Origin of the sequence: Bacillus sp. T3 (assembly GCF_033449965.1) — a bacterium.
Classification (GTDB): Bacteria; Bacillota; Bacilli; order Bacillales; family Cytobacillaceae; genus Bacillus_BU.
Window position 1 is genome coordinate 3,651,005 of sequence record NZ_CP137761.1, and the last position, 21,882, is coordinate 3,672,886.

Genomic DNA, 21,882 nt, shown 5'->3' on the forward strand with positions numbered 1-21,882 from the left:
TTTATCCCACCATTCCCATTAAATATACTACTGTAAAGATAAAGATCCAAACGACGTCAATGAAATGCCAATAAAGACTCGCTAAATAGTATTTTGGAGCATTGTAAAGATTAAGTCCTCTTTTGGAGTTACGAATAATTAATGTCGTAATCCACAATAGACCAAATGCAACGTGACCGCCATGGAATCCTACTAAAGTATAGAATGCGGATCCAAAAGCACTACTCGTAAATGTATGATGAAATTCATGAACATAATGGTTGAATTCATATACTTCCAGTCCTAAGAAACCTGCACCTAATAGAACTGTAACCCCAAGCCATGCTTGCATTTTTTTGAAATCAAAGTTTTTCATATGGTACATTGCGTACACACTAGTTAATGAGCTCAATAACAGAAGCATCGTTGCCGCAAATGTAAGAGGTATTTCAAATAGATCCTTTGCTAAAGCATGATCTGCACTTGGTACCTTATCTTTTAATGCAAGATAAGTCGCAAATAGCGATGCAAACAATACAGTTTCTCCACCAAGGAAGAACCAAAATCCTAAGAATTTATTCTTGCCTTCAAGGGTAGCTTTTTCAGGGGAAGCAGGCCAATTTTCCAATGTCATTTTCGTTTCATGAGCAGCCATTATGCCTTGACCCCCTTATCTTCGTTTTCTAATTCTTCTTTATGAATATGATAGCCATGGTCATCTTTAATTGAACGGATGAACATAGAACCTAAAGTAATCACAAATCCAGTAATTAGAACTGGTAGACCCCAGCTATAATCTGTACGGTACATTGCACCAAATCCAACTACAAACAATCCAAATGCAATCATGAATGGAATGAACGAGTTATTTGGCATATGAATGTCACCAAGTGGTTCAGCAGGTGTCATTTCTGTTTTACCGTTCATTTTTTCAATCCAATAAGCATCCAATCCACGTACTAGAGGAAGTTGCTTGAAATTGTAATATGGTGGTGGAGAAGGAATAGCCCACTCAAGCGTACGACCGTCTCCCCATGGATCGTTGCCAACTCTTTTATTTTTTACTGTTGTCATGACAACATTCACTAATAATAAAGTAACAGCAACAGCCATGAATAATGCCCCAATTGTACTAACAAAGTTTCCAGTTTCCAAACCTTGACCAGGAAGGAAAGTGAAGATACGACGTGGCATACCCATTAATCCTAAGAAATGTTGGATAAAGAATGTTAAATGGAAACCAATTAAGAACAGCCAGAAGGTAATTTTACCTAAAGTTTCATTCAAAATTGTACCGAACATTTTTGGCCAGTAAAGATGTGCTCCACCTAGGAGTGCAAATACAACCCCACCAACGATAACGTAGTGGAAGTGAGCGACTACGAAATAAGTATCATGGAACTGATAATCCTGTGCAGCAGATGAAAGCATTACACCTGTTACACCACCAGCTACGAATGATGGAATGAAGGCAACTGCATAATGCATTGCTGCAGTAAAACGAATGCTTCCTCCCCACATCGTAAACAACCAGTTAAAGATTTTAATACCAGTTGGAACAGCAATAGCCATTGTTGCTACAGCAAAGATTGCATTAGCAACTGGACCCATACCAGTAGTGAACATGTGGTGAGCCCAAACCATGAATCCTAAGAAACCGATTAATACCGTTGCAAAGACCATCGATGAATAACCGAATAATCTTTTTCTTGAGAAGATTGGAATAATTTCAGAGAAAATTCCAAATGCAGGTAATACTAAAATGTAAACTTCAGGATGTCCGAATATCCAGAAGAAATGTTCCCAAATAATCGTGTTACCACCATTTGCTACATCAAAGAAGTTTGCACCGAATAATCGGTCAAAGATCATTAAGAATAAACCAATTGTAAGTGGTGGCATTGCAAATAAGATTAATGCGGATGTTACAAATGTTGTCCAAGTGAATAGCGGCATGCGCATATAAGTCATACCAGGTGCTCTCATAGTAATGATCGTAACAAGGAAGTTTATCCCCCCGATAATCGTACCAGCACCTGCAATTTGTAGACCTAATGCATAAAAATCAATACCATGTCCTGCTGATGCTAATGAGAGAGACGCATACGAAGTCCACCCAGCATCAGGAGCACCACCTAAGAACCATGAAAGGTTTAAGAAAAGTCCCCCGAAAAGAAATAACCAAAAACCTAATGCATTCAAAAATGGAAACGCTACATCACGTGCCCCAATTTGTAATGGCATAACAGCGTTCATAAAGGAAAAAACTAATGGCATAGCAGCCAAGAAAATCATTGTGGTTCCGTGCATGGTTAGCAATTGATTAAATAACCCTGCACTAACAAAATCATTATTCGGTACTGCAAGCTGAATACGAATAAACATAGCTTCCAGACCACCGATAACAAAAAACAGTCCCCCAGCGATTAAGTATAAGATCGCTATTTTTTTATGGTCAACAGTTGTTAAATACTCCCATACTGTTGCTCCAAACCCCTTTTTTTGAGCGTAGGTACTCACTGTTTTACCTCCCTTTTTAACAATTATCCCCGATTAATCCTGAACCTTTAAGCCCAATAAGTATGCAGCAAGAGCCTCTCTTTGCTGGTCTGTTAAGTTACCATATGTGCCAGTCATTTTATTCGCAGGCTTATAGCTTTCTGGATCTTTTAACCAATTTTTAAGATTTTCTTTATCATGTTCTAATACACCAGCAATACGTGATCTTTCACCGAAATTTGTTAAGTTCGGAGCTAATCGTGCTGCTTCAGGTGTTTGATTAGATGGTGTAACGGCGTGACAGCCAACACAGCTCTTATTAAAGATGTCTTGACCTTCTTGTGCTAGTGCAGAATCAGCCTTTTCAGGTTGTTTAACTGCTTTCATATCCTTAATCCATTGATCAAATTCAGCACGTGAAACGGCTTTCACTTTAAAGTCCATTAAACCATGGGATGGACCGCATAGTTCAGCGCATTTTCCATAAAATAAATTACCAGCCTCATCAGCTTTTTTTGCATCAAACTCTAACCAAAATTTGTTAACATTATCAACGTTTGTATCCATTTTTCCACCAGCTGGCGGAATCCAGAATGAGTGCTTAACATCGGATGCTTTTAGGTTGAAATATACCTTTTCATCAGTTGGTACGACTAATTCCTGTGAAGTTACAACACCTAAATCAGGATATTCAAACTCCCACCAATATAAGCTTGCTCGTACATTTACAACAAGCTTACCTTCTGATCCATCGTTCTTTTTGTCCATTTGCGATACATTCGCAAATTTAAATGTTGCTGCAACAGTCGGTACTGCTAATATTAGCAACAGGACAATAGGGATAACGGTCCATAGAATTTCTAATGTGTGACTACCTTCTACTTGTTTAGGAATACTGTCATCTTTTCGACGGAATCTTACCATAACAATAATGAAGATTAATGTAACTACAACAATAACCCCTACCATGATTCCAGTACTTAGCTTCATTAGGTCATATTGCGTATTCGCAACTTCACCTGCCGGCTTTAAAGCAGATAAGAATGGTTCTCCACAGCCGGAAAGCACGAGCACTAATACGGAAAATAATGAAATTAGATGCCATTTCGCAAGTCTTTTCATTGCTTTACCAAACCCCTCTTTCGTAAAATAAATAAAAATTTCTAGGAAAAAATATGATTAAATTCTTTCTTTATTTCCCCTTAATAAAGAAAGAATTTCCTAATAACATCAAATAAGAGTTACGATAACCATTGCAACAAATAAAATGGTTAAATATTGTAAAGAGTATATAAACATTAATTTTGCCCATTTAATATCATCATTCGCTCTATTTCCTACTAATCCTAATACTAACCAACCTACATTAAGTAATGTTGCTAAGACAAGAAACGGCAGTCCTAGTGATTGTAAGAAGAATGGGAGTGGAAGTAAGGCCACAATCCATAGAATGATATGTTTTTTAGTAGTTTTAAATCCTTTAACCACCTGGTAGCATTGGTATACCAGCAGCACGATATTCTTCTGCTCTCCTCATTGCCAAAGCGTAGAAATGCGGTGGCTGCCATGCGAACATAATGAAAAACAGTAGCCATGCTACGATATCTAGATTTGCATCAACAGCTGCCCAACCGATTAGAGGTGGAACGGCTCCCGAAATACTACCGACAATTGTATTTGAAACATACAATCGTTTAGACCACATTGTATATAAACCAACATAGCTAACGACACCTACTAAACCAATTACTGCGGCAGAAACTGTAGTTAATAATAAAAACAACAAGCCCACAATAATTAAGGCTAATCCTAACACGATGACCAAATGTGGATTAACTTTCCCAGTTACTGTTGGTCTGTTTTTAGTTCTTTGCATCAAATGGTCAATATCCCGATCATAGTAATTATTGATACTACAGGAACCAGCAATAATTAGAGATGAACCTAGTAATGTAAATAGAATAATGTCTAAGTGATCGAGAAAATGTTGATTTGAAAAATGGAGCGCAAGCCAAATCCCTGTAAATGTAGTAATTAAATTAGAATTTACGATTCCAATTTTTATTAAAGCAAAGAAATCTTTAAGCACCGATGTCTGTGGAATTTCAGTATGGCTTGAATCGATTGTTACTTGACCAAACCCTTTAGGATTCGACATATTCCTTCCTCCTTTTCCCATTTTACGGCTATGCCATTTCTATCTGTAGTGTTCTGTACACTTGTGTTTATTCTCTTAAAAAGTCCGATCTAGATAAACACTATTTATAACTTATAAAGATTATTAATTATTCACCTATATCAAAACCATTTCATTTCTCACTGTATATTAAATCACACTTTGGACAATTTTTGTGAAGTTTTTTTGAACATTTTATATTTTTTTTAGTAAAAGTTAACAAACTTAGAAAATATATAGGGTCTTGAAAGTGAATTATTTCCATCTCTACTTATTCCAACAATTGTGTTTTTAATAATATTATAATATAAATCTTAAAGACGATAAGTTATGATAAATCTAATCAAATAAAAATTCTAATAGTTGTAAAAATTAACTTAATTGTGTACTATCTATTATGCATTCATTTAATTTTTTTGTATAATTTCACGAATTTTGTCTTTTTCATTATACATGTCAATATGAGTTTGTGACAATTTTTTTAATTTTTTCTGGGATGTGATATTTTTGCGAAGGTCATTAAAGTGGTTGGCCGTTTTAACAACACTTGGAATGTTATTAGTACTATTAGGAGGAGCACTTGTTACAAAAACAAGATCAGGTATGGGGTGTGGAAGATCTTGGCCTTTATGCAACGGTGAATTTGTTCCAACAGAAATTACACCCGAATTAGTCATTGAACTTGCACATCGGTTAGTTTCAGGAACTGTTGGCATTTTAGTGCTTATTCTTTCAGTTTGGACATGGCGAACAATAGGTCATATACGAGAAACTAAATTCCTTTCATTCCTATCATTTTTCTTTCTCCTTCTCCAAGGATTAATCGGTGCTGCAGCAGTTCTTTGGGGACAGAATAGCTTTGTTTTGGCTTTGCATTTTGGAATTTCACTAATTTCTTTTGCAGCCGTGCTATTATTAACCTTACTTATTTTCGAAATTGATAAACGGTTTGAGGCAGAGAAATTGATTATTGATAAACGAATGAAAAAACATATTATCGGTGTCACGATATACAGTTATATTGTCGTTTATACCGGCGCTCTGGTACGACATATGAAAGCGAGTCTAGTATGTTCTGATTGGCCTCTTTGTAATAATAATGCATCATCGATACTACCTACGAATTTCAACGAATGGGTACAGATGGGGCATCGCTTTTTGGCTGGACTTATTTTTATTTGGATTGGCTGTATTACGATAATGGCGATTCGAAATTATAAGCATCAAAAAGTCATTTATTGGGGTTGGATTATTGCCTTTATTATCGTGTGCTTACAAGTAGTAGCAGGTGCATTAATTGTTGTATCGAAATTAAATCTCTATATTGCTCTTGCTCATGCATTCTTTATCTCTTGTTTATTTGGTGTTTTATGCTATTTCCTACTGTTAGCATCTCGAAGCAAAAAAAATGCAATTAAGTATCAAAAACACGATAATCAGCAAAAAACAACTACCATCGTTTAATGATTCGTTTGCGCCCAACGACAATGCAGTCGCTGGGCGTTTATTTATGTTTAAAAGAAAAGGTCCGACCACAGCAAATCTTGCTTGTGATCAGACCTTTTATAATTTTTTATTATTTAATTAACTCGATTAATAAATCACCGGTTTGTATGGCTTCTCCATTTTTCACATAGATATCTTTGACGATACCTGTGTATGGTGCCTGAACGGTTGTTTCCATTTTCATTGCTTCAGTAATGATTAGATGATCGCCTCGAGTTACCTTCTCACCCTTTTCAACCAGGAGCTTTATGACTGTACCAGGCATAGTAGCCGCAATATGGTCCTCATTCCCCGGATCTGCTTTAATTTTCGCAGTAACGGTTGCCTTTATACTTTCATCCTTAACAACAATTTCACGTGGTTGACCATTCAATTCAAAGTATACAATTCTTGTTCCATCCACTTGTGGTTGACCAACGGAAATGAGTTTGACAATGAGCGTTTTCCCTTTTTCAATCTCTACTTCAATTTCCTCTCCTAAGCGAAGACCATAGAAAAACGTTGGTGTATCGAGTACAGAAATATCGCCAAACATATCAACCTTTTTCGTATAGTCTACGAACACCTTTGGATAAAGGGCATAGGCAAGGACATCGAATTCAGTTGGAGTTCGTCCAATTTCTGCTGCAAGCTTTTTCTTAAGTTCATCAAAATCAACTGGCTCAAGGAGCTCACCTGGACGCACGGTAATTGGTTTTTTATCCTTTAAAATAACACGTTGCAGCTCCTCTGGGAAACCTCCATAAGGCTGACCTAAATAGCCCTCAAAAAACTCAACAACTGAATCCGGGAAGTCAAGGACGCTCCCTTTTGTTAACACATCTTCTTCATTGAGTTCATTTTGAACCATAAATAACGCCATATCACCGACAATTTTTGAAGATGGGGTTACTTTTACAACATCTCCAAATAATTCATTTACGCGGGCATACATGCTTTTAACATCGTCCCATTTATTTCCTAAACCAACTGCCTTCGCTTGCTGCTGAAGATTACTATATTGTCCTCCTGGCATTTCATGCTGATAAACTTCCGTATGCGGAGCCATCATGCCGGATTCGAAGTCATGGTAATATTTACGAACATCCTCCCAATAATGAGAAAGCTGTTCCAATGCTTCAATGTTCACATCTGGTCTGCGTTCTGTGCCTTCTAGTGCGTAATAAAGTGAGTTTGCACTAGGTTGTGATGTTAATCCAGCCATTGTACTAAGTGCAACATCAACAATATCAACACCAGCATCAATTGCGCGAGCATAGGTGAAGATCCCATTCCCACTTGTATCATGAGTATGAAGGTGAATTGGAATATTAATCGACTCTTTAAGCTCAGAGATTAATCGATATGCTGCTTGTGGCTTTAACAAACCAGCCATATCTTTAATTCCAAGGATATGTGCACCCTGCTGTTCTAACTCCTTCGCTAAATCTTTGTAGTATTGGAGATTATATTTTGTGCGGGTCGGATCGTCAATGTCCCCAGTATAACAAATTGCCGCTTCAGCAATTTTTCCATTTTGGCGAACTGCATCGATCGCAACCTCCATACCTTTGACCCAGTTTAAGCTATCAAAAATTCTAAACACATCAATGCCTGTTTCTGCAGATTTAGCAACAAATTCACGGATGACATTATCAGGATAGTTTTTATAGCCCACAGCATTTGATGCACGAAGAAGCATTTGGAATAAGACATTCGGAATTTGTTTTCTTAGCTCTTGAAGTCTTACCCATGGATCTTCATTCAAGAAACGATAGGCAACATCGAACGTTGCACCGCCCCACATTTCAAACGAGAACATATCAGGTAATAATTTGGCTGTCGGTTCAGCAATATGTTTAATATCAGTTGATCTTACACGTGTAGCTAGTAACGACTGATGCGCATCGCGGAAGGTTGTATCAGTTAATAACACTTGATTTTGCTGTTTTATCCAATTGACTACACCTTCTGGACCTTGCTGATCTAGAATTTGTTTTGTTCCGTTTGCGTATTCAAAGTTATAGTTTAATTTCGGAATTCTTGGCTTTTCAAAAACAGGTTGTTTTTTCTTTTCAATTCCAGGGAAGCCATTAACTGTTACATTCGCAACGTACGATAACATCTTCGTACCGCGGTCCTTGCTTTCTGTAAATTGGAACAACTCTGGTGTGCTATCTATAAACGATGTATCATACTCACCGATAATAAAATTTGGATGTCTTACAACATTCTCTAGGAACGGAATATTCGTTTTAATACCACGAATTCGGAACTCCCGCAGATTACGTACCATTTTAGCTGCTGCATGCTCAAAAGTCATAGCATGTGTAGTTAACTTCACAAGAAGTGAATCATAATAAGGTGTGATCACAGCCCCCGTAAAAGCATTTCCTGCATCTAAACGGACACCAAATCCACCGCCAGAACGATATGCCATAATCTTTCCTGTATCTGGCATGAAATTATTTAATGGATCTTCGGTTGTTACACGTGATTGAATCGCAAACCCGTGCACATAGATATCCTTTTGGTGTGGAATACCCACTTCTTCACCGTAAAGTTCATGTCCTTCTGCAATTAAAATTTGTGATTGAACAATATCAATACCGGTAACCATTTCTGTTATAGTATGTTCAACCTGAACGCGAGGATTTACTTCGATAAAGTAAAACTCTTCTCCGGAATACAAGAAACTCAACCGTACCTGCATTTACATAATCAACTTTTTTCATAAGCTGAACAGCAGCATCGCAAATTCTTTCACGCAAATCATTAGAAATTGACACACATGGAGCCACTTCAACCACTTTTTGGTGACGTCTTTGGACAGAACAATCACGTTCATAGAGGTGAACAATATTTCCATGATGATCTCCGAGAATTTGAACTTCAATATGCTTAGGATTGATAATTAATTTTTCAACATATACCTCATCATTACCAAATGCAGCTTTTGCTTCTGATTTTGCACGTGAAAAGGCCTCTTGAACTTCATCCTTATGATTAACAATCCGCATTCCGCGGCCACCGCCACCTAACGCAGCTTTAATAATAATTGGATACCCATACTTTTCTCCAAATGCAGCTACTTCAGATACATCTTGTACAGGACCATCACTTCCTGGAATGATTGGTATATTAGCAAGCTCAGCCTGTGTACGAGCTTTGACTTTATCACCAAACATATCTAAATGTTGCAATTCAGGACCGATAAAAATAATTCCCTCTTCCTGACAACGACGAGCAAATTCAATATTTTCTGATAGGAAACCATAACCAGGATGGATTGCATCTACATGACTATGCTTTGCAATCTCGATAATTCCTTCAATATCCAGATATGCATCAATTGGCTTCTTACCTTCACCAACTAGGTAAGCTTCGTCGGCTTTATAACGATGGTAAGTGCCGGAATCTTCTTTAGAATAAATCGCAACAGTCCGAATATTTAGCTCATTACATGCCCGAAAAACCCTGATTGCAATCTCGCCACGATTGGCAACCAATACCTTGCTGATACGCTTCATATAAATCACTCCATCTTGTCTGAATTTTACAAAAGCGCAAGGGGGCTGACCCTCGCGCTTATGAAGGAAAATTAATGGTTTCAGCAAGTCTCTTTTTAGAAGGAACTGCTTGATTTTCACTTTCCTTATGTTTATATTTTTGTTCGTAATTAACGAACATTGATACATTGACTAAAATCCCCATCGCAAATGAAAGCTGTAAAATTGAGGAACCACCGTAGCTAACAAAGGGTAGCGGAACACCAGTTAAAGGAATTAATCCAGATATTCCAGCGAGGTTGGTAAAAGACTGGATACCAATCATACTTGATATCCCAACTGCAAGCAAAGTCCCAAACGGGTCCTTACACTTGAGTGCAATATAAATCCCCTTTAATACAATAAACCCCAACGATAGGATAACAAAGCCTACACCCCAAATTCCTAATTCCTCGGCAATTACGGCCATGATAAAATCCGTATGAGATTCAGGTAAATAGCCAAGCTTTTGAACACTTTGCCCTAAGCCAAGTCCATTAACCCCACCAGAGCCGAGCGCTAAGAATGAGTTCACAAGCTGATATCCTGAACCTTGCTCGACGGCAAAAGGGTCAGCCCAAGCTTCAAAACGGCTCAATCTCGTTTCCGAGAAGATTTCTCCCCTTAGGAATAGGAGGATTGGTATGACTGGCACAGCACCAATCATAATAAGCTTTGCGATATTCTTAATATTCATCCCTGATGAAATAATAATCATCGCCGCGATAGAAAAGATAATGGCGGCTGTCCCAAAATCGGGCTGAATCGCAACCAATAAACAAACAATTACAAGATAAACCACTGGTGGAACAACACCGTGATTGAATTCATTAATATAGGATTGCTTTTTTGCATAGACTGCAGATAAATAAATAATAACGCCAATCTTTACAAATTCTGATGGCTGGATGCTTCTGCTCCCTACTTGAAACCAACTTTGTGCATTCCCAGCCACGTGGCCAAAAATAAACAATAATGAGAGCCCAAATAGAGAACCAATAACAACGATACCAAGAAATTGATTGCTTTTCATAATTTTGTACGGGAAGATTGACATAAAAATAAAAACAAATAATGCTCCTATTAAGTGAAGCTTTTGTTTTTGGTAGAAAAAGTCGCTAGGCACGTCATAGCGTTGAACAGCGGAGACCATGCTAGCACTATAAATCATAACCAAACCAAACAACGACAATAAAACTAATACAATGATTAATGAATAATCATAGGATTTAATTATTTTTTTTAACATTCAACCTCTTCCTCATCTTCTAGGTTGTTTTAGTTATTCTATTAATCTACTCAATATCCTGCATATGATGAAAGAAAAGATAGAATTATTTTAGCATAAGAATTGCATAGTTCCTATACTATTTATTATTTTTATCATCAAAATTTTTATTTTGTTTTTAATATTCTAAAATTATAATGGTTCATTTTTATAAAAAAACCCAAACAAGTGGCCCTTGTTCGGGTTTTGGAAACTATTTTTTTTGAGATGCTTCGTGCAATGCCGAGAGCTCTCTTTCTAATTTCTCAAGAATATTTTTTCCATCTTTATCATCGACCAAGCCCAACCTGGAACTGCAAAGTCTATCTCACGTGACAAACCAAACATTTGTGTATCTAATACCTCTTCATAAAGTGGACACTGAGGCATTGTAAGGTTGTCCATTTGCACCTTAATAAGCTTTAATATTTTATCAGCGTCCGCCTTTAATAAGGCGTTTGCTCTTTCTCGATGATCAATCACCATTTCCGACGCCAACATCGATCCCCCCGTTTCCGAGCGATTACCTATACTGCTTTAAATTTTACCCTCAAAATTGACAAATTGCAACTCTTATTAAAGTCAAAATAGTATCTTTCATTCCCATTCTTGTTTGTGCGACATACGAAGTGTCATAAAATGACATTCACCAAAATTCTCGCTATACTTAGAATAATTGTTTAACTAGGAGGATCTTATCAGATGGAACAAATCGTACAAATTAAAGGGAAGGTTAAATTCCCGATAACTTTAGACCCTAGTGTTTGGATATTTGATGATCGAAAAGTTGATTTAAATACATACTTCCAAACAAGTCCAGAGGATCGTGAAGATGAATTAACACAATATAAGAAGGCGATTTCTAAACAATGGGATCGCGAAATTGTTGAAGGGGCTATCCTGCCTCCCACTGTTTCTACTGAAGCAAAATTTAAAAAGCAAGAAATGCTTACCGGCACCTTTGCTATTTCATTCAAGCCTTTTTTAACAAATGCAGTTGTTGATGAAAACGCTACAGCTTTAATCATAGAAATGACAGATAAAGAGGTGGAGCTTCCAATAAAAGAAGCATACGAACTTCTACTTGGTTTTTCAAAGGAAGGGAAACCACTTAAAGAAGATGGGCCTGTACACGTTTATTATGGTGATGGTTCAAACCAAGAGCAGCCCTTCAAGCACGTTATTGCTTTTAAAATCATTTAGTACCTTGTTTACTAGGCGCTGAGGGGTCTTGCCCGGTCGGGTCTGACCCCTTATTACTAGATCTACCTACTCACATTGCTACAATAGGTCAGCAGCCAACTGTGCTAAGCTTGAGCGTTCCCCTTTTACAAGCTTCACATGCCCTGCAATTTTTTGATCTTTAAATTTCTCTACCACATAGGTTAATCCATTATTGTAAGCATCTAAATATGGGTGATCGATTTGCTCTGGGTCCCCCATTAATACGATTTTACTTCCTTCTCCAACCCTTGTTAAAATGGTTTTTACTTCATGCTTGGTTAAATTTTGAGCCTCATCAATAATAATATATTGATCGGGTATGCTTCTTCCACGTATATATGTCAGTGCCTCAACCTCAATAGAACCCATTCCTGCTAATATGGCATCTAGTTCTCCAGGTTTCTTCGCATTAAATAAATACTCTAAATTATCATAGATCGGCTGCATCCATGGTCGTAGCTTTTCTTGTTTCTCACCTGGTAAAAACCCTAAATCCTTACCAACTGGAACGATTGGTCTTGCAACTAAAAGTTTTTTATAATCTCCCATATCTTCCGTTTGCATCAAACCGGAGGCAAGCGCCAATAAGGTTTTGCCTGTCCCTGCTTTCCCAATCAGGGTAACTAGAGGGATATCTTTCCGTAACAGCAGCTCAATCGCCATCGTCTGCTGAACATTCCTTGGACGAATTCCCCAAATGTGATCATGATCAAAAACAAGTTTTTTAAGCTTCTTTCCCGTTGAATCCACCACACCAACTGCTGATGCAGAACCCCCTAAGGCATCTTTTAATATTAAAAATTGATGGGGGTAATAGGGATGATTTGAAATTTCTGATAGTTGCAGTTCATTCTTTTCATAAAATTTTCCGATAATCGCAACATCGATGTATTTTTCGATATACCCTGTATAAATATGATCAGTATCCACCACCCGATCACTTAAAAAATCCTCAGCTAACAGACCAATTGCGTCCGCCTTGACTCGCACTAACGCATCTTTACTTACGAGAATAACAGGACGTCCATTTTCCTTCGTCTGCTCCTCTAAGTACAAGTTTTTCGCAACGGCTAGAATTCGATTATCATTCGTTTTTTCAACAAATATTTCTTGTAATTGATGGAATGAACGATGATTTAATTCAATTCTTAAATTCCCCCCGTTTTCAAGCGGAATTTTTTCGTGCAGCTTACCAGATTCTCTAAAGCTGTCGATTAAACGTGATACTTGCCTTGCGTTCCTTCCGATTTCATCCATATATCTTTTTTCGAGTCCACTTCTTCAAGTACTACTGCAGGTATAACAACTTCATTATCCTCAAACGAGAATATGGAGTATGGATCCTGTAATAAGACATTTGTATCTAACACGTATATTTTACTCAATCGGACGCCTCCCGCTCTTTCTTGATCTAATCGTTCACCATTGAACGAACCGCTTGTCAGATGGGACTTTGATAAAATATATGATACGCCGCATAAAGATAGAAGAAATTTTACACAATAATCGTAAAGGGTACTAGGCATTATTTTTTAAAGGGTGCTCATGAAACTCGTGAATGCTACTTGAAATGATTGAGAGGTGAACTGTAAATTGAAATACCTTTTTACAGCTTTTACATTAATAATGGTGCTAGTTGGTTGTAACACTCAGAACAATGCCGCAGATAACGAAAAAAATAATTTGGTCAAGGTAAAAAATAGTACAATCCAAGAGGTTGACAGGGAAACTGGGCAGCAAGTCTCAAAACACTTAGTTGATCTTGCCACTGGTGTACCGAATGTACGAGATGCTACAGCAGTCGTAATCGGTAATTACGCAATTGTTGGAATCGATGTCGACAAAAATATTGACCGGTCTCAAGTTGGTTCGATCAAATATTCAGTTGCAGAAAGTTTAAAAAATGATCCGCACGGTGCTCGTGCTGTTGTCATCGCTGACCCTGATTTAACGGCACGTCTTAAGGAAATTGCTGATGATATCCGAGCAGGGAATCCCATTTCTGGGATAATGAATGAGCTATCTGATATTTCTGGTCGATTAATGCCCGAGGTGCCTGGAGACATGCTAGAACCAAAAGCACGAAACGGAACGGAAAATCCCAAAAAAGGGTTAGAAAACCAGGATTCCAAACAACTAGAAAAAGAACAGAATGATCAGTCACTTAATCATAAGGATTAGAAATTATTGCGACATCCATAAATACTAGTATTGAAACAATTTATATTTAAGACCGCTATCCCCCTTTTGTTATGTGGATTATAAAAAAAAACGAGGCTGTCTCCGTTAAACAGAGCTCAGCTTCGTTTTTTTTTATCCATTACTAGCTGCTTTTCTCATCGCATCCATTACTTGCTTGTCCAATCTCGCTGCTGCAACCTTATCATAGGTCTTATCATATTGAGGTTCAACAACGATTTTTGAACCGTAAAACATTACATCACGTACTTCTGCAATGTTAATTTGAACGAGCGCCAATTTTAATGGCACTTCTTCTAATTTTTCTTGTATTACACTTGCTTGACCACTAATTGAATAGGTTGATTCATTCGCTATTAAATTAACGACAACCTGATTATTTTGTTGGATGTTTTGGATGATTCTAGAACGATTATCGACTGCAAACAAGATCGTGTCTTCATCACTAGCTAGTATCCAAGACACTGCACTTACATTTGGACCCCAGTCTCAAAATCGATTGTGGCCAATGTTACAAACCGTTCACTTTGTAATTGATCATATAACGGTTGAATTAATTTCGCTTCTACTTGATTAACCATTCCATTCCCTCCTTAAGTTAACCTCATATTACTACTATCACCTTTTTTCATCAACTTTAACGTATTAACAGTTACCATTATCGACCATTGCTTCATGGTATAATATAATAAAGTAAATAGAATATACGCAATCAGTGATAAGATTTCAGAATAGAGGTGCCACAATGAGAGTAAAATGCTTTATTTGCGATAAAATAGAATCCATCGATGATCATTCACCATTAGCAAAGCGTCTTCGAAACCGACCAATTCACACCTATATGTGTAAACCATGCGAGGATCGAATTTCCGAGAATACAAACAAGCGTCACGCATCAGGTAATTTCCGATTGTACAAACCCGTGAATGAAGAGGAAAATTGGTAAAGAGAAAAAGAGGCGACTCGTGTAAAATCACACTAGAGTCACCTCTTTTTTATTCACTCGGAAATATTTTAAATTTATCTGGCTCTTGCAAGATTTGGGTAAGCATACCCTCGATGAAGTCAATTGGAAACTTTGCTGATGACTTCTCTCCATTCTTTTCGTACTGAATGGTATACCATCTCTCATCTTTTGTGACGATCATATTGGATACCTTATGCTCTTCTATAAGAATGGTTTCAAATAGCTCAGTGGTTTCAACAGCAGACTGATCAAGTGGTCTCACGTCACTTACTACTTTTATTGATAACCAATTATATAAAGCGTCCTGTAAAGATTTCACGCTTGTACCCCCAAATTAGCCAAGACGTGCATCTTGTTTTTTTTGATTGTGCAGACGGACTTTGTAGATAATTAAAATTAACGCTGCAACAACTAATCCCTCTGTTATTGGTAAAAAGATACCTAAAAATGTTAGAACTGTACAACCTAAAGCCAAAAATAAGTAAATCAAAATTGACTTTCCAATTGATAGTTGTTTAGCGAAACCTAGCTTGTAAACAAGAATACATAAAGCAACAATCGTTAAATACAATAACGGTGTCCCTACTTCAGGATTCTTATCAAGTTGATACAGAGCTGCAAAAAATGATAAATGCTCTTGCACGTTCATTTCCGGTCACTCCCCCACTAAACTTAGCTTAATTCAGCAACTTTCTTTTTCTTCGCTGCTTTTTCACGCTCATTCTTATCAAGAATCTTCTTACGTAAACGAATTGATTCAGGTGTTACTTCACAATACTCGTCATCATTTAAATATTCTAATGATTCCTCGAGTGTCATAATTCTTGGTTTTTTAATAACTGATGTTTGATCTTTGTTTGCTGAGCGAATATTTGTTGCATGTTTTACTTTAACGATGTTCACTGTAATATCGTTTTCTCTAGTATGCTCGCCGACAATCATGCCTTCATAAATTTCAGTACCTGGTTCAACAAAGATTGTACCGCGGTCTTCTACTTGCATAATACCGTAAGTTGATGCTTTTCCAGATTCCATTGAAACGAGTACACCTTGGCGTCTTCCACCAACTTGACCTGGTTGCATTGGCTGATAGCTATCAAACGTATGGTTAATGATGCCATAACCACGAGTTAACGTTAAGAACTCTGTTGTGTAGCCAATTAATCCACGTGCAGGAACATTAAAGATTAAACGTACTTGACCAGTTCCATTATTAATCATATCAAGCATCTCACCCTTACGAGCTCCGATTGATTCCATTACAGCACCAGTATGCTCTTCTGGAACATCAATTTGAACGCGCTCGATTGGCTCACAACGCACACCGTCAATATCTCGAACGATTACTTCAGGTTTTGATACTTGTAGCTCATAACCTTCACGACGCATGTTTTCAATTAAAATTGAAAGGTGAAGCTCGCCACGTCCAGAAACAATCCAAGCATCAGGAGAGTCAGTGTTTTCAACACGAAGGCTCACGTCTGTTTGTAATTGTGCACGAAGTCTTTCTTCAATTTTTCTTGAGGTAATGAATTTCCCTTCTCTACCTGCAAATGGGCTATTGTTAACAACAAACGTCATTTGTAAAGTTGGTTCATCAATACGAAGAACTGGGAGTGCCTCTTGGTGTTCTGTCGGACAAACCGTTTCACCAACATTGATGTCTTCCATTCCAGATAATGCAATTAAGTCTCCTGCTTGTGCTTCTTGAATCTCTTGACGCTTTAATCCAAAGAAACCAAACATTTTCGTAACACGGAATTGTTTTACAGTCCCATCGAGTTTCATAAGGGCAACTTGTTGACCTACATTAATCGTTCCACGGAAAACACGACCGATTCCAATTCTTCCCACATAATCATTATAATCTAAAAGTGCGACTTGGAATTGTAAAGGTTCGTCACTATTATTAACTGGAGCAGGAATATGCTCAACAATCGCATCATATAATGACTGCATGTTTTCATCTTGCTTAGCAGGATCTGGATCAACACTTGCTGTTCCATTAATTGCTGAAGCATATATAACCGGAAACTCAAGTTGTTCCTCGTTTGCTTCTAATTCAATAAACAAATCTAATACTTCATCAATGACTTCTTCAGGTCTAGCAAAGTCACGGTCAATTTTGTTTACAACAACGATTGGTGTTAAATTTTGTTCCAACGCTTTTTTCAATACAAAACGTGTTTGTGGCATACAACCCTCATAGGCATCAACAACGAGTAATACACCATCCACCATTTTCATAATCCGCTCAACTTCTCCTCCGAAGTCAGCGTGTCCTGGTGTATCAAGAATATTAATTTTTGTGTCTTTATATTGAATGGCAGTATTTTTCGCTAAAATCGTAATTCCACGTTCTCTCTCGAGGTCATTAGAATCCATGGCTCTTTCTTCAACATGCTCATTTGAACGGAAAGTCCCCGCTTGTTTTAAAAGCTGATCAACTAGGGTTGTTTTCCCATGGTCAACGTGAGCAATAATGGCTATATTTCGAATATCTTCTCTTAACTTCAAAAAATTCACTCCTCATAATTTTCCTAAACGCCCTTTGTAATGAATAACTAAAATATTATAACACAAATGAATAGAAACTAATAATCATTTTATAGTACAATAAAAAATATATTGGTTGGATGGGTTTTTATAATTATTTTTAACAAAGGGGTAGGACGAATGAAACAAATTAAATGGTTATTTTTATTATTTGCAATAATTGCAGCGGCATGTATTGCCGGTATTGGAATTGCTGTAGCTGAAAGAAGCATCATCGGCATCATCGCATGCATAATTGCAACAGTTGGCGCGTTTGGTCTTGGTTTTTCGTTTAAAAAGAAATTACTAAGTCAGCATTAAGGCAGTATACCAAAAAAATCCCTGTTTCAGGGATTTTTTTGGTTTCTATTACCATTTTCCGTCCGCTAAATACTTTTTTAACACTTCCTGGTGAAGTCCAGGCTTTGACACGAATACTGTATTCTCTCCCGTTAGATTCAATGGTTCTCCACGTAAGGTTGTCGCTATCCCACCAACTTCTTCTAAAAGAACCTTACCACCAGCAAAATCCCATGGTGAAAGTCTTAATGAGATATAAGCATCAACCCTGCCAGAAACAACATATGAAATCTCTAAGGCAGCAGATCCTAAAGATCGCGTTCCACGAGCATCCTTTACAAGTCTTGCCAAATACTCAGAATCAATACGCTTATTTTCCGTGATCCATGATGCATTAATCCCGATAATTGCCTCCTTAACCTCAACACTTTCTAATTCTGCTAGCTTAAGATCGTTTAAATATGCTCCATTGCCTTTCATTGCATGATAAAGCTCATCATGGACAACATCATAAATTAAACCGATTTGACCTATTCCTTGTTCGTAAATCCCGATAGAAATGGCAAAATTCCGTTGCTGGTGGACAAAATTCATCGTGCCATCGATCGGATCAATAATCCAAACAATGCCGGATAATTCTTCAGGCCGATCTCCTAAACCTTCTTCCCCAAATACCGAATGAGCGGGAAATGTCGTTTTTATTTTTTCAATAAAAAATTGCTCAGTTTCTTTATCCATATTTGTAACAAGATCATTTGGATTTGATTTCGTTTGAACATTCAACGTTTCCGAAAAAGATGCTCGTATTTTTTCACCAGCTTCTTTTATCCATTTCTTCGCATATGTATCGATTTCTTGCCATGTCGCCATTTTGATTCCTCCCTATCGGGCAAATTTACCAATTGTTGTTAGTTGGTTAGATTATACTATTTCATTCCCATCCCTTTCAAACAATACCGCTTCCGAAAATCTTGCTGTTTGCTTGTACTTTTATATAAAAATAATAAACGAACCCCATTTTTGTGTTTGGAGTTCGTTATTATGAAACCTTTATTAAGTTTAATTTGACATCCATTTTTTTCTTCTAAACTCCTTTGGTGTCTTACAGAACTTTCATCAATTATAGTACTTTAAGTCTGATGAGTTCTGTTCTAATTCTTTCAAGCTTTTGTTTACAATCTTTCTTTTTTGCATCATTCTGCTCACCCATTGCTTCAAAAAGGGTTGCAAGTTCATAATCTAATTCCAATCTTAGGACAGCAGCTCTCTCGTTAACGATTGACTTTTTTCGATTTGAATTTACTAATTGTTTCAAAAGCATAATCTCCCTTCAATTTGATTTGATTTAATTTTCTGATTATTTTTAATATTATCATATGAGGTATTCTCAGTAGATGCAACAAATTTGTGCTGAAACCTATCAACTAAAATATTTTCCTCCATCAAGCATCAAATTTCATCTTAGCTCATAGGTATGCTACAATGTTTTACAAATTCTGCAGGAGGTTCGTTCATGACGTTTTCAGGTTTTACTAATGAGGATTTTGATCTTTTCAAAATTGAAGGTTTAGAGCAGCGAATGGAGGCACTTATCCACACGGTGAGGCCAAAACTTGATGAGTTAGGAAGCTACTTCGCCCCAAGCTTGACTGCCCTAACAGGCCAAGAAATGTTTGCACATGTCGCGAAACATGCCAGGAGAACAAAAAACCCTCCAAAAGATACATGGGTTGCCTTTGCTAATAATGCCCGGGGCTATAAAATGCTACCGCATTTCCAAATCGGACTTTGGGAATCTCATCTCTTTATTTGGTTTGCAGTGATTTACGAGTGCCCCTACAAAGAAGAAATCAGTAAAAACTTCATCACCAATATTGAGCAAATCAATCGTACGATCCCAGCTGATTTTGTTTGGTCAAAAGACCATATGAAACCTGAAGTAATTGGCCACAAACAGCTCGGACAGGCTGAGCTAAAGACTTTACTTGAGCGCCTCAACACTGTTAAAAAAGCGGAGATTCTGTGCGGATATCAAATCCCCCGATCGATTGCAGTGGAAATGAACTCAGAGGCTTTACTTAAGCAAATTCAGTTTGTCTTTGAAACACTCTCACCATTATACAAATTGAGTGCAGCACATTAATTTCTCCACAAGGATCTGCAAAAAGCCCACATCAACAAGATTAAAACTGTTGAAAAAAGTTGATTCAGATCCTTGTGGCTTATATACATCCTATTACATTTTGATCGTTTTCATGCCATTAGATTCTTTACTTTTTTTCATAATTAAATAAGAAGAATAACCGCTTGTCTCTTCAAACTCGTCGAAGATCTTTTTTTCCTGCGCTTTCCCAGGTACAATTTCTTTAAACCGTCGATAAACTTCTAAAAGCTCCTCGCGGTTTACACCAGATTCATATCCCTTCTCTACACATTCAAAAAATTTAATCACATCTACAATTTCTTCTGTTGACCAATCCAGATCGATCGGATATTGATATTCCATCCTCTTACCTCCTTAGGTCTTCTTGATTGACTTTGTTTTATTTTATCCATTTTCTTGTGATGTTTTCAGCATCACTGACCATTCGTTGGATCAGTTCTTCAACAGTTGGAACATCCTTTATAAGTCCAGTCACCTGACCAGCCCATCCAAAGCCCTCATCCATTTTTCCTTCATATATATATTTCATGTTTGAGCTACCGCTAATGTAATCCTTTAATCCCTCATAACCAACGGATTTTTTTTCTAATTCTATTATTTTATCAGTCCAGCTATTTGCTAAAGCCCTTGCAGGAGCACCGATCGAGCGTTTAATTACGACTGTATCATTTTCACTACTATTGACAAGAGCATCTTTATATACCTCTGAGGCATGTACACATTCCTTGGTTGCAATAAATCTTGTCCCCATTTCAACTCCTTCTGCACCGAGCGCAAGGGCCGCGAGGAGTCCTCTTCCATCCCCTATCCCTCCAGAAGCAATAACAGGTATACTAACTGAATCAACAACCTGTGGAATTAAGACAAGTGTACCTATATCGTCACGTCCAAGATGTCCTCCCCTTCTTGGCCAACAACCATGACAGCATCAGCCCCTAATTCCTCTGCTTTCTGGGCTTGCCGTTTTGCCGCAACAAGAACTAATTTTTTTATATTGGTGCCCTTTAATTGTTCAAAAATGGGCGCCGGGTTCCCGCCTGTCATCGAAATAACTGGTACATCTTCTTCAATTGCTACCTCAAGCATATGAGAAAATGGTCTTCCGTGCTGACCAATCGCATAATTAACACCAAATGGTTTATCTGTTAATTCTCTAACCTTTTTGATTTCAACTCGTAGCTGTTCTGGTGTATCTAAAGACATCGCTGTAATTTGTCCTAACCCACCTGCATTGGACACAGCCGCAGCTAGTTCTGAATAGGCAAGATACGCTAACCCCCCCTGTATGATGGGATATTTAATATTCAATAAGTCTGTAATTCTCGTTTTAAAATTCATTATTTTCACACTCCCAAACAGATTATCTTTAAATGTTCTCGATTCACGTGTTAGAATCCTGTTTTTTTCAAAGAATATAAAAGATTGGGGCAAGAAAACATCTTTAATCATTTCGCATAATCACTATGCAAGAAGAATGAATAATGCTATAATTTCATGTGTTTTAAAATTAATTTTGCATCAACATCATTTAGTAAAGAG

16 protein-coding genes and 6 pseudogenes are annotated in these 21,882 nt (G+C 37.4%); 6 read left to right on the forward strand and 16 right to left on the reverse strand.

The features are described 5' to 3' along the window. Position 1: 1 nt before the first annotated feature. The 4 genes and pseudogenes from RGF10_RS18630 to cyoE form a co-directional block, all read right to left on the reverse strand. Positions 2–634, reverse strand: coding sequence for a cytochrome (ubi)quinol oxidase subunit III (locus RGF10_RS18630; protein WP_318504931.1), 633 nt, complete (start codon positions 632–634; stop codon positions 2–4). Next, positions 634–2,499, reverse strand: coding sequence for a cytochrome c oxidase subunit I (ctaD, locus tag RGF10_RS18635; RefSeq protein WP_318504932.1), 1,866 nt, complete (start codon positions 2,497–2,499; stop codon positions 634–636). The genes RGF10_RS18630 and ctaD overlap by 1 nt, the downstream gene beginning before the upstream one ends. 33 nt (positions 2,500–2,532) lie before the next feature. Then, positions 2,533–3,600, reverse strand: a complete 1,068-nt coding sequence (coxB, locus tag RGF10_RS18640; protein WP_318504933.1) for a cytochrome c oxidase subunit II — start codon at positions 3,598–3,600, stop codon at positions 2,533–2,535. A gap of 108 nt (positions 3,601–3,708) precedes the next feature. Further along, positions 3,709–4,636: pseudogene (gene cyoE / locus RGF10_RS18645) on the reverse strand (heme o synthase). 525 nt (positions 4,637–5,161) lie between these two features. On the opposite strand from cyoE, the gene RGF10_RS18650 reads away from it, so the two are divergent. Next, the gene (locus tag RGF10_RS18650; protein ID WP_318504934.1) at positions 5,162–6,118 is read left to right on the forward strand and encodes a COX15/CtaA family protein; all 957 of its coding nucleotides are present in this window, start codon (positions 5,162–5,164) and stop codon (positions 6,116–6,118) included. A 112-nt stretch (positions 6,119–6,230) separates the two neighbouring features. On the opposite strand, the pseudogene pyc reads toward RGF10_RS18650, so the two are convergent. The 3 genes and pseudogenes from pyc to RGF10_RS18665 form a co-directional block, all read right to left on the reverse strand. Beyond that, positions 6,231–9,669, reverse strand: a pseudogene (gene pyc / locus RGF10_RS18655) (pyruvate carboxylase). Positions 9,670–9,727: 58 nt separating this feature from the next. Then, positions 9,728–10,936: an FtsW/RodA/SpoVE family cell cycle protein gene (locus RGF10_RS18660; RefSeq protein WP_318504935.1), complete on the reverse strand. Its 1,209-nt coding sequence runs from the start codon at positions 10,934–10,936 to the stop codon at positions 9,728–9,730. Between the two features lie 232 nt (positions 10,937–11,168). Then, positions 11,169–11,452 (reverse strand): annotated as a pseudogene (locus RGF10_RS18665) (YlaN family protein). A gap of 204 nt (positions 11,453–11,656) precedes the next feature. On the opposite strand from RGF10_RS18665, the gene RGF10_RS18670 reads away from it, so the two are divergent. Beyond that, a complete protein-coding gene (locus RGF10_RS18670; protein WP_318504936.1) occupies positions 11,657–12,157 on the forward strand; it encodes a peptidyl-prolyl cis-trans isomerase in 501 nt (166 codons plus the stop codon). A 78-nt stretch (positions 12,158–12,235) separates the two neighbouring features. On the opposite strand, the pseudogene RGF10_RS18675 reads toward RGF10_RS18670, so the two are convergent. Next, positions 12,236–13,563 (reverse strand): annotated as a pseudogene (locus tag RGF10_RS18675) (PhoH family protein). Positions 13,564–13,771: 208 nt separating this feature from the next. Here RGF10_RS18675 and RGF10_RS18680 point away from each other — a divergent pair. Then, entirely contained in the window at positions 13,772–14,359 is a 588-nt protein-coding gene (locus RGF10_RS18680) for a YhcN/YlaJ family sporulation lipoprotein (protein WP_318504937.1), read from the forward strand. Positions 14,360–14,491: 132 nt separating this feature from the next. Here the strand turns inward: RGF10_RS18680 and RGF10_RS18685 are convergent. Next, a pseudogene (locus RGF10_RS18685) lies at positions 14,492–14,958 on the reverse strand (pyridoxamine 5'-phosphate oxidase family protein). A 164-nt stretch (positions 14,959–15,122) separates the two neighbouring features. Here RGF10_RS18685 and RGF10_RS18690 point away from each other — a divergent pair. Beyond that, positions 15,123–15,323 (forward strand): YlaI family protein, encoded by a 201-nt coding sequence (locus tag RGF10_RS18690; protein ID WP_318504938.1) that lies wholly within the window; start codon positions 15,123–15,125, stop codon positions 15,321–15,323. Positions 15,324–15,372: 49 nt separating this feature from the next. Here the strand turns inward: RGF10_RS18690 and RGF10_RS18695 are convergent, their stop codons facing one another. From RGF10_RS18695 to typA, 3 genes are read right to left on the reverse strand one after another with little or no spacing between them, the layout of a single operon-like run. Beyond that, positions 15,373–15,663: a hypothetical protein gene (locus RGF10_RS18695; RefSeq protein ID WP_318504939.1), complete on the reverse strand. Its 291-nt coding sequence runs from the start codon at positions 15,661–15,663 to the stop codon at positions 15,373–15,375. Between the two features lie 15 nt (positions 15,664–15,678). Continuing rightward, positions 15,679–15,993 (reverse strand): YlaH-like family protein, encoded by a 315-nt coding sequence (locus RGF10_RS18700; RefSeq protein ID WP_318504940.1) that lies wholly within the window; start codon positions 15,991–15,993, stop codon positions 15,679–15,681. Positions 15,994–16,016: 23 nt separating this feature from the next. Further along, a complete protein-coding gene (typA, locus tag RGF10_RS18705) occupies positions 16,017–17,861 on the reverse strand; it encodes a translational GTPase TypA (RefSeq protein WP_318504941.1) in 1,845 nt (614 codons plus the stop codon). 159 nt (positions 17,862–18,020) lie between these two features. Here typA and RGF10_RS18710 point away from each other — a divergent pair, with 159 nt between their 5' ends. Continuing rightward, the gene (locus tag RGF10_RS18710) at positions 18,021–18,200 is read left to right on the forward strand and encodes a DUF5325 family protein (protein ID WP_318504942.1); all 180 of its coding nucleotides are present in this window, start codon (positions 18,021–18,023) and stop codon (positions 18,198–18,200) included. Between the two features lie 48 nt (positions 18,201–18,248). On the opposite strand, the gene RGF10_RS18715 is transcribed toward RGF10_RS18710, so the two are convergent. Together RGF10_RS18715 and RGF10_RS18720 are read right to left on the reverse strand one after the other, a co-directional pair. Further along, positions 18,249–19,049 carry an inositol monophosphatase family protein gene (locus RGF10_RS18715; protein ID WP_318504943.1) on the reverse strand — a complete coding sequence of 267 codons (801 nt, stop codon included), beginning with the start codon at positions 19,047–19,049 and terminating at the stop codon, positions 18,249–18,251. A 250-nt stretch (positions 19,050–19,299) separates the two neighbouring features. Continuing rightward, the gene (locus tag RGF10_RS18720; protein ID WP_318509572.1) at positions 19,300–19,494 is read right to left on the reverse strand and encodes a hypothetical protein; all 195 of its coding nucleotides are present in this window, start codon (positions 19,492–19,494) and stop codon (positions 19,300–19,302) included. Between the two features lie 198 nt (positions 19,495–19,692). On the opposite strand from RGF10_RS18720, the gene RGF10_RS18725 reads away from it, so the two are divergent. Further along, positions 19,693–20,322 (forward strand): YktB family protein, encoded by a 630-nt coding sequence (locus RGF10_RS18725; RefSeq protein ID WP_318504944.1) that lies wholly within the window; start codon positions 19,693–19,695, stop codon positions 20,320–20,322. 93 nt (positions 20,323–20,415) lie between these two features. Here the strand turns inward: RGF10_RS18725 and RGF10_RS18730 are convergent, their stop codons facing one another. Next, positions 20,416–20,685, reverse strand: coding sequence for a UPF0223 family protein (locus tag RGF10_RS18730; RefSeq protein WP_318504945.1), 270 nt, complete (start codon positions 20,683–20,685; stop codon positions 20,416–20,418). A 37-nt stretch (positions 20,686–20,722) separates the two neighbouring features. Beyond that, a pseudogene (locus tag RGF10_RS18735) lies at positions 20,723–21,681 on the reverse strand (NAD(P)H-dependent flavin oxidoreductase). Positions 21,682–21,882: the final 201 nt, after the last annotated feature.

Coding starts and splice junctions, on each gene's coding strand:
- RGF10_RS18690 (WP_318504938.1), top strand. CDS start 15,123: ATGAGAGTAAAATGCTTTATTTGCGATAAAATAGAATCCATCGATGAT.
- coxB (WP_318504933.1), bottom strand. CDS start 3,600: ATGAAAAGACTTGCGAAATGGCATCTAATTTCATTATTTTCCGTATTA.
- RGF10_RS18700 (WP_318504940.1), bottom strand. CDS start 15,993: ATGAACGTGCAAGAGCATTTATCATTTTTTGCAGCTCTGTATCAACTT.
- RGF10_RS18730 (WP_318504945.1), bottom strand. CDS start 20,685: ATGGAATATCAATATCCGATCGATCTGGATTGGTCAACAGAAGAAATT.
- RGF10_RS18670 (WP_318504936.1), top strand. CDS start 11,657: ATGGAACAAATCGTACAAATTAAAGGGAAGGTTAAATTCCCGATAACT.
- RGF10_RS18715 (WP_318504943.1), bottom strand. CDS start 19,049: ATGGCGACATGGCAAGAAATCGATACATATGCGAAGAAATGGATAAAA.
- RGF10_RS18630 (WP_318504931.1), bottom strand. CDS start 634: ATGGCTGCTCATGAAACGAAAATGACATTGGAAAATTGGCCTGCTTCC.
- RGF10_RS18725 (WP_318504944.1), top strand. CDS start 19,693: ATGACGTTTTCAGGTTTTACTAATGAGGATTTTGATCTTTTCAAAATT.
- RGF10_RS18660 (WP_318504935.1), bottom strand. CDS start 10,936: ATGTTAAAAAAAATAATTAAATCCTATGATTATTCATTAATCATTGTA.
- RGF10_RS18710 (WP_318504942.1), top strand. CDS start 18,021: ATGAAACAAATTAAATGGTTATTTTTATTATTTGCAATAATTGCAGCG.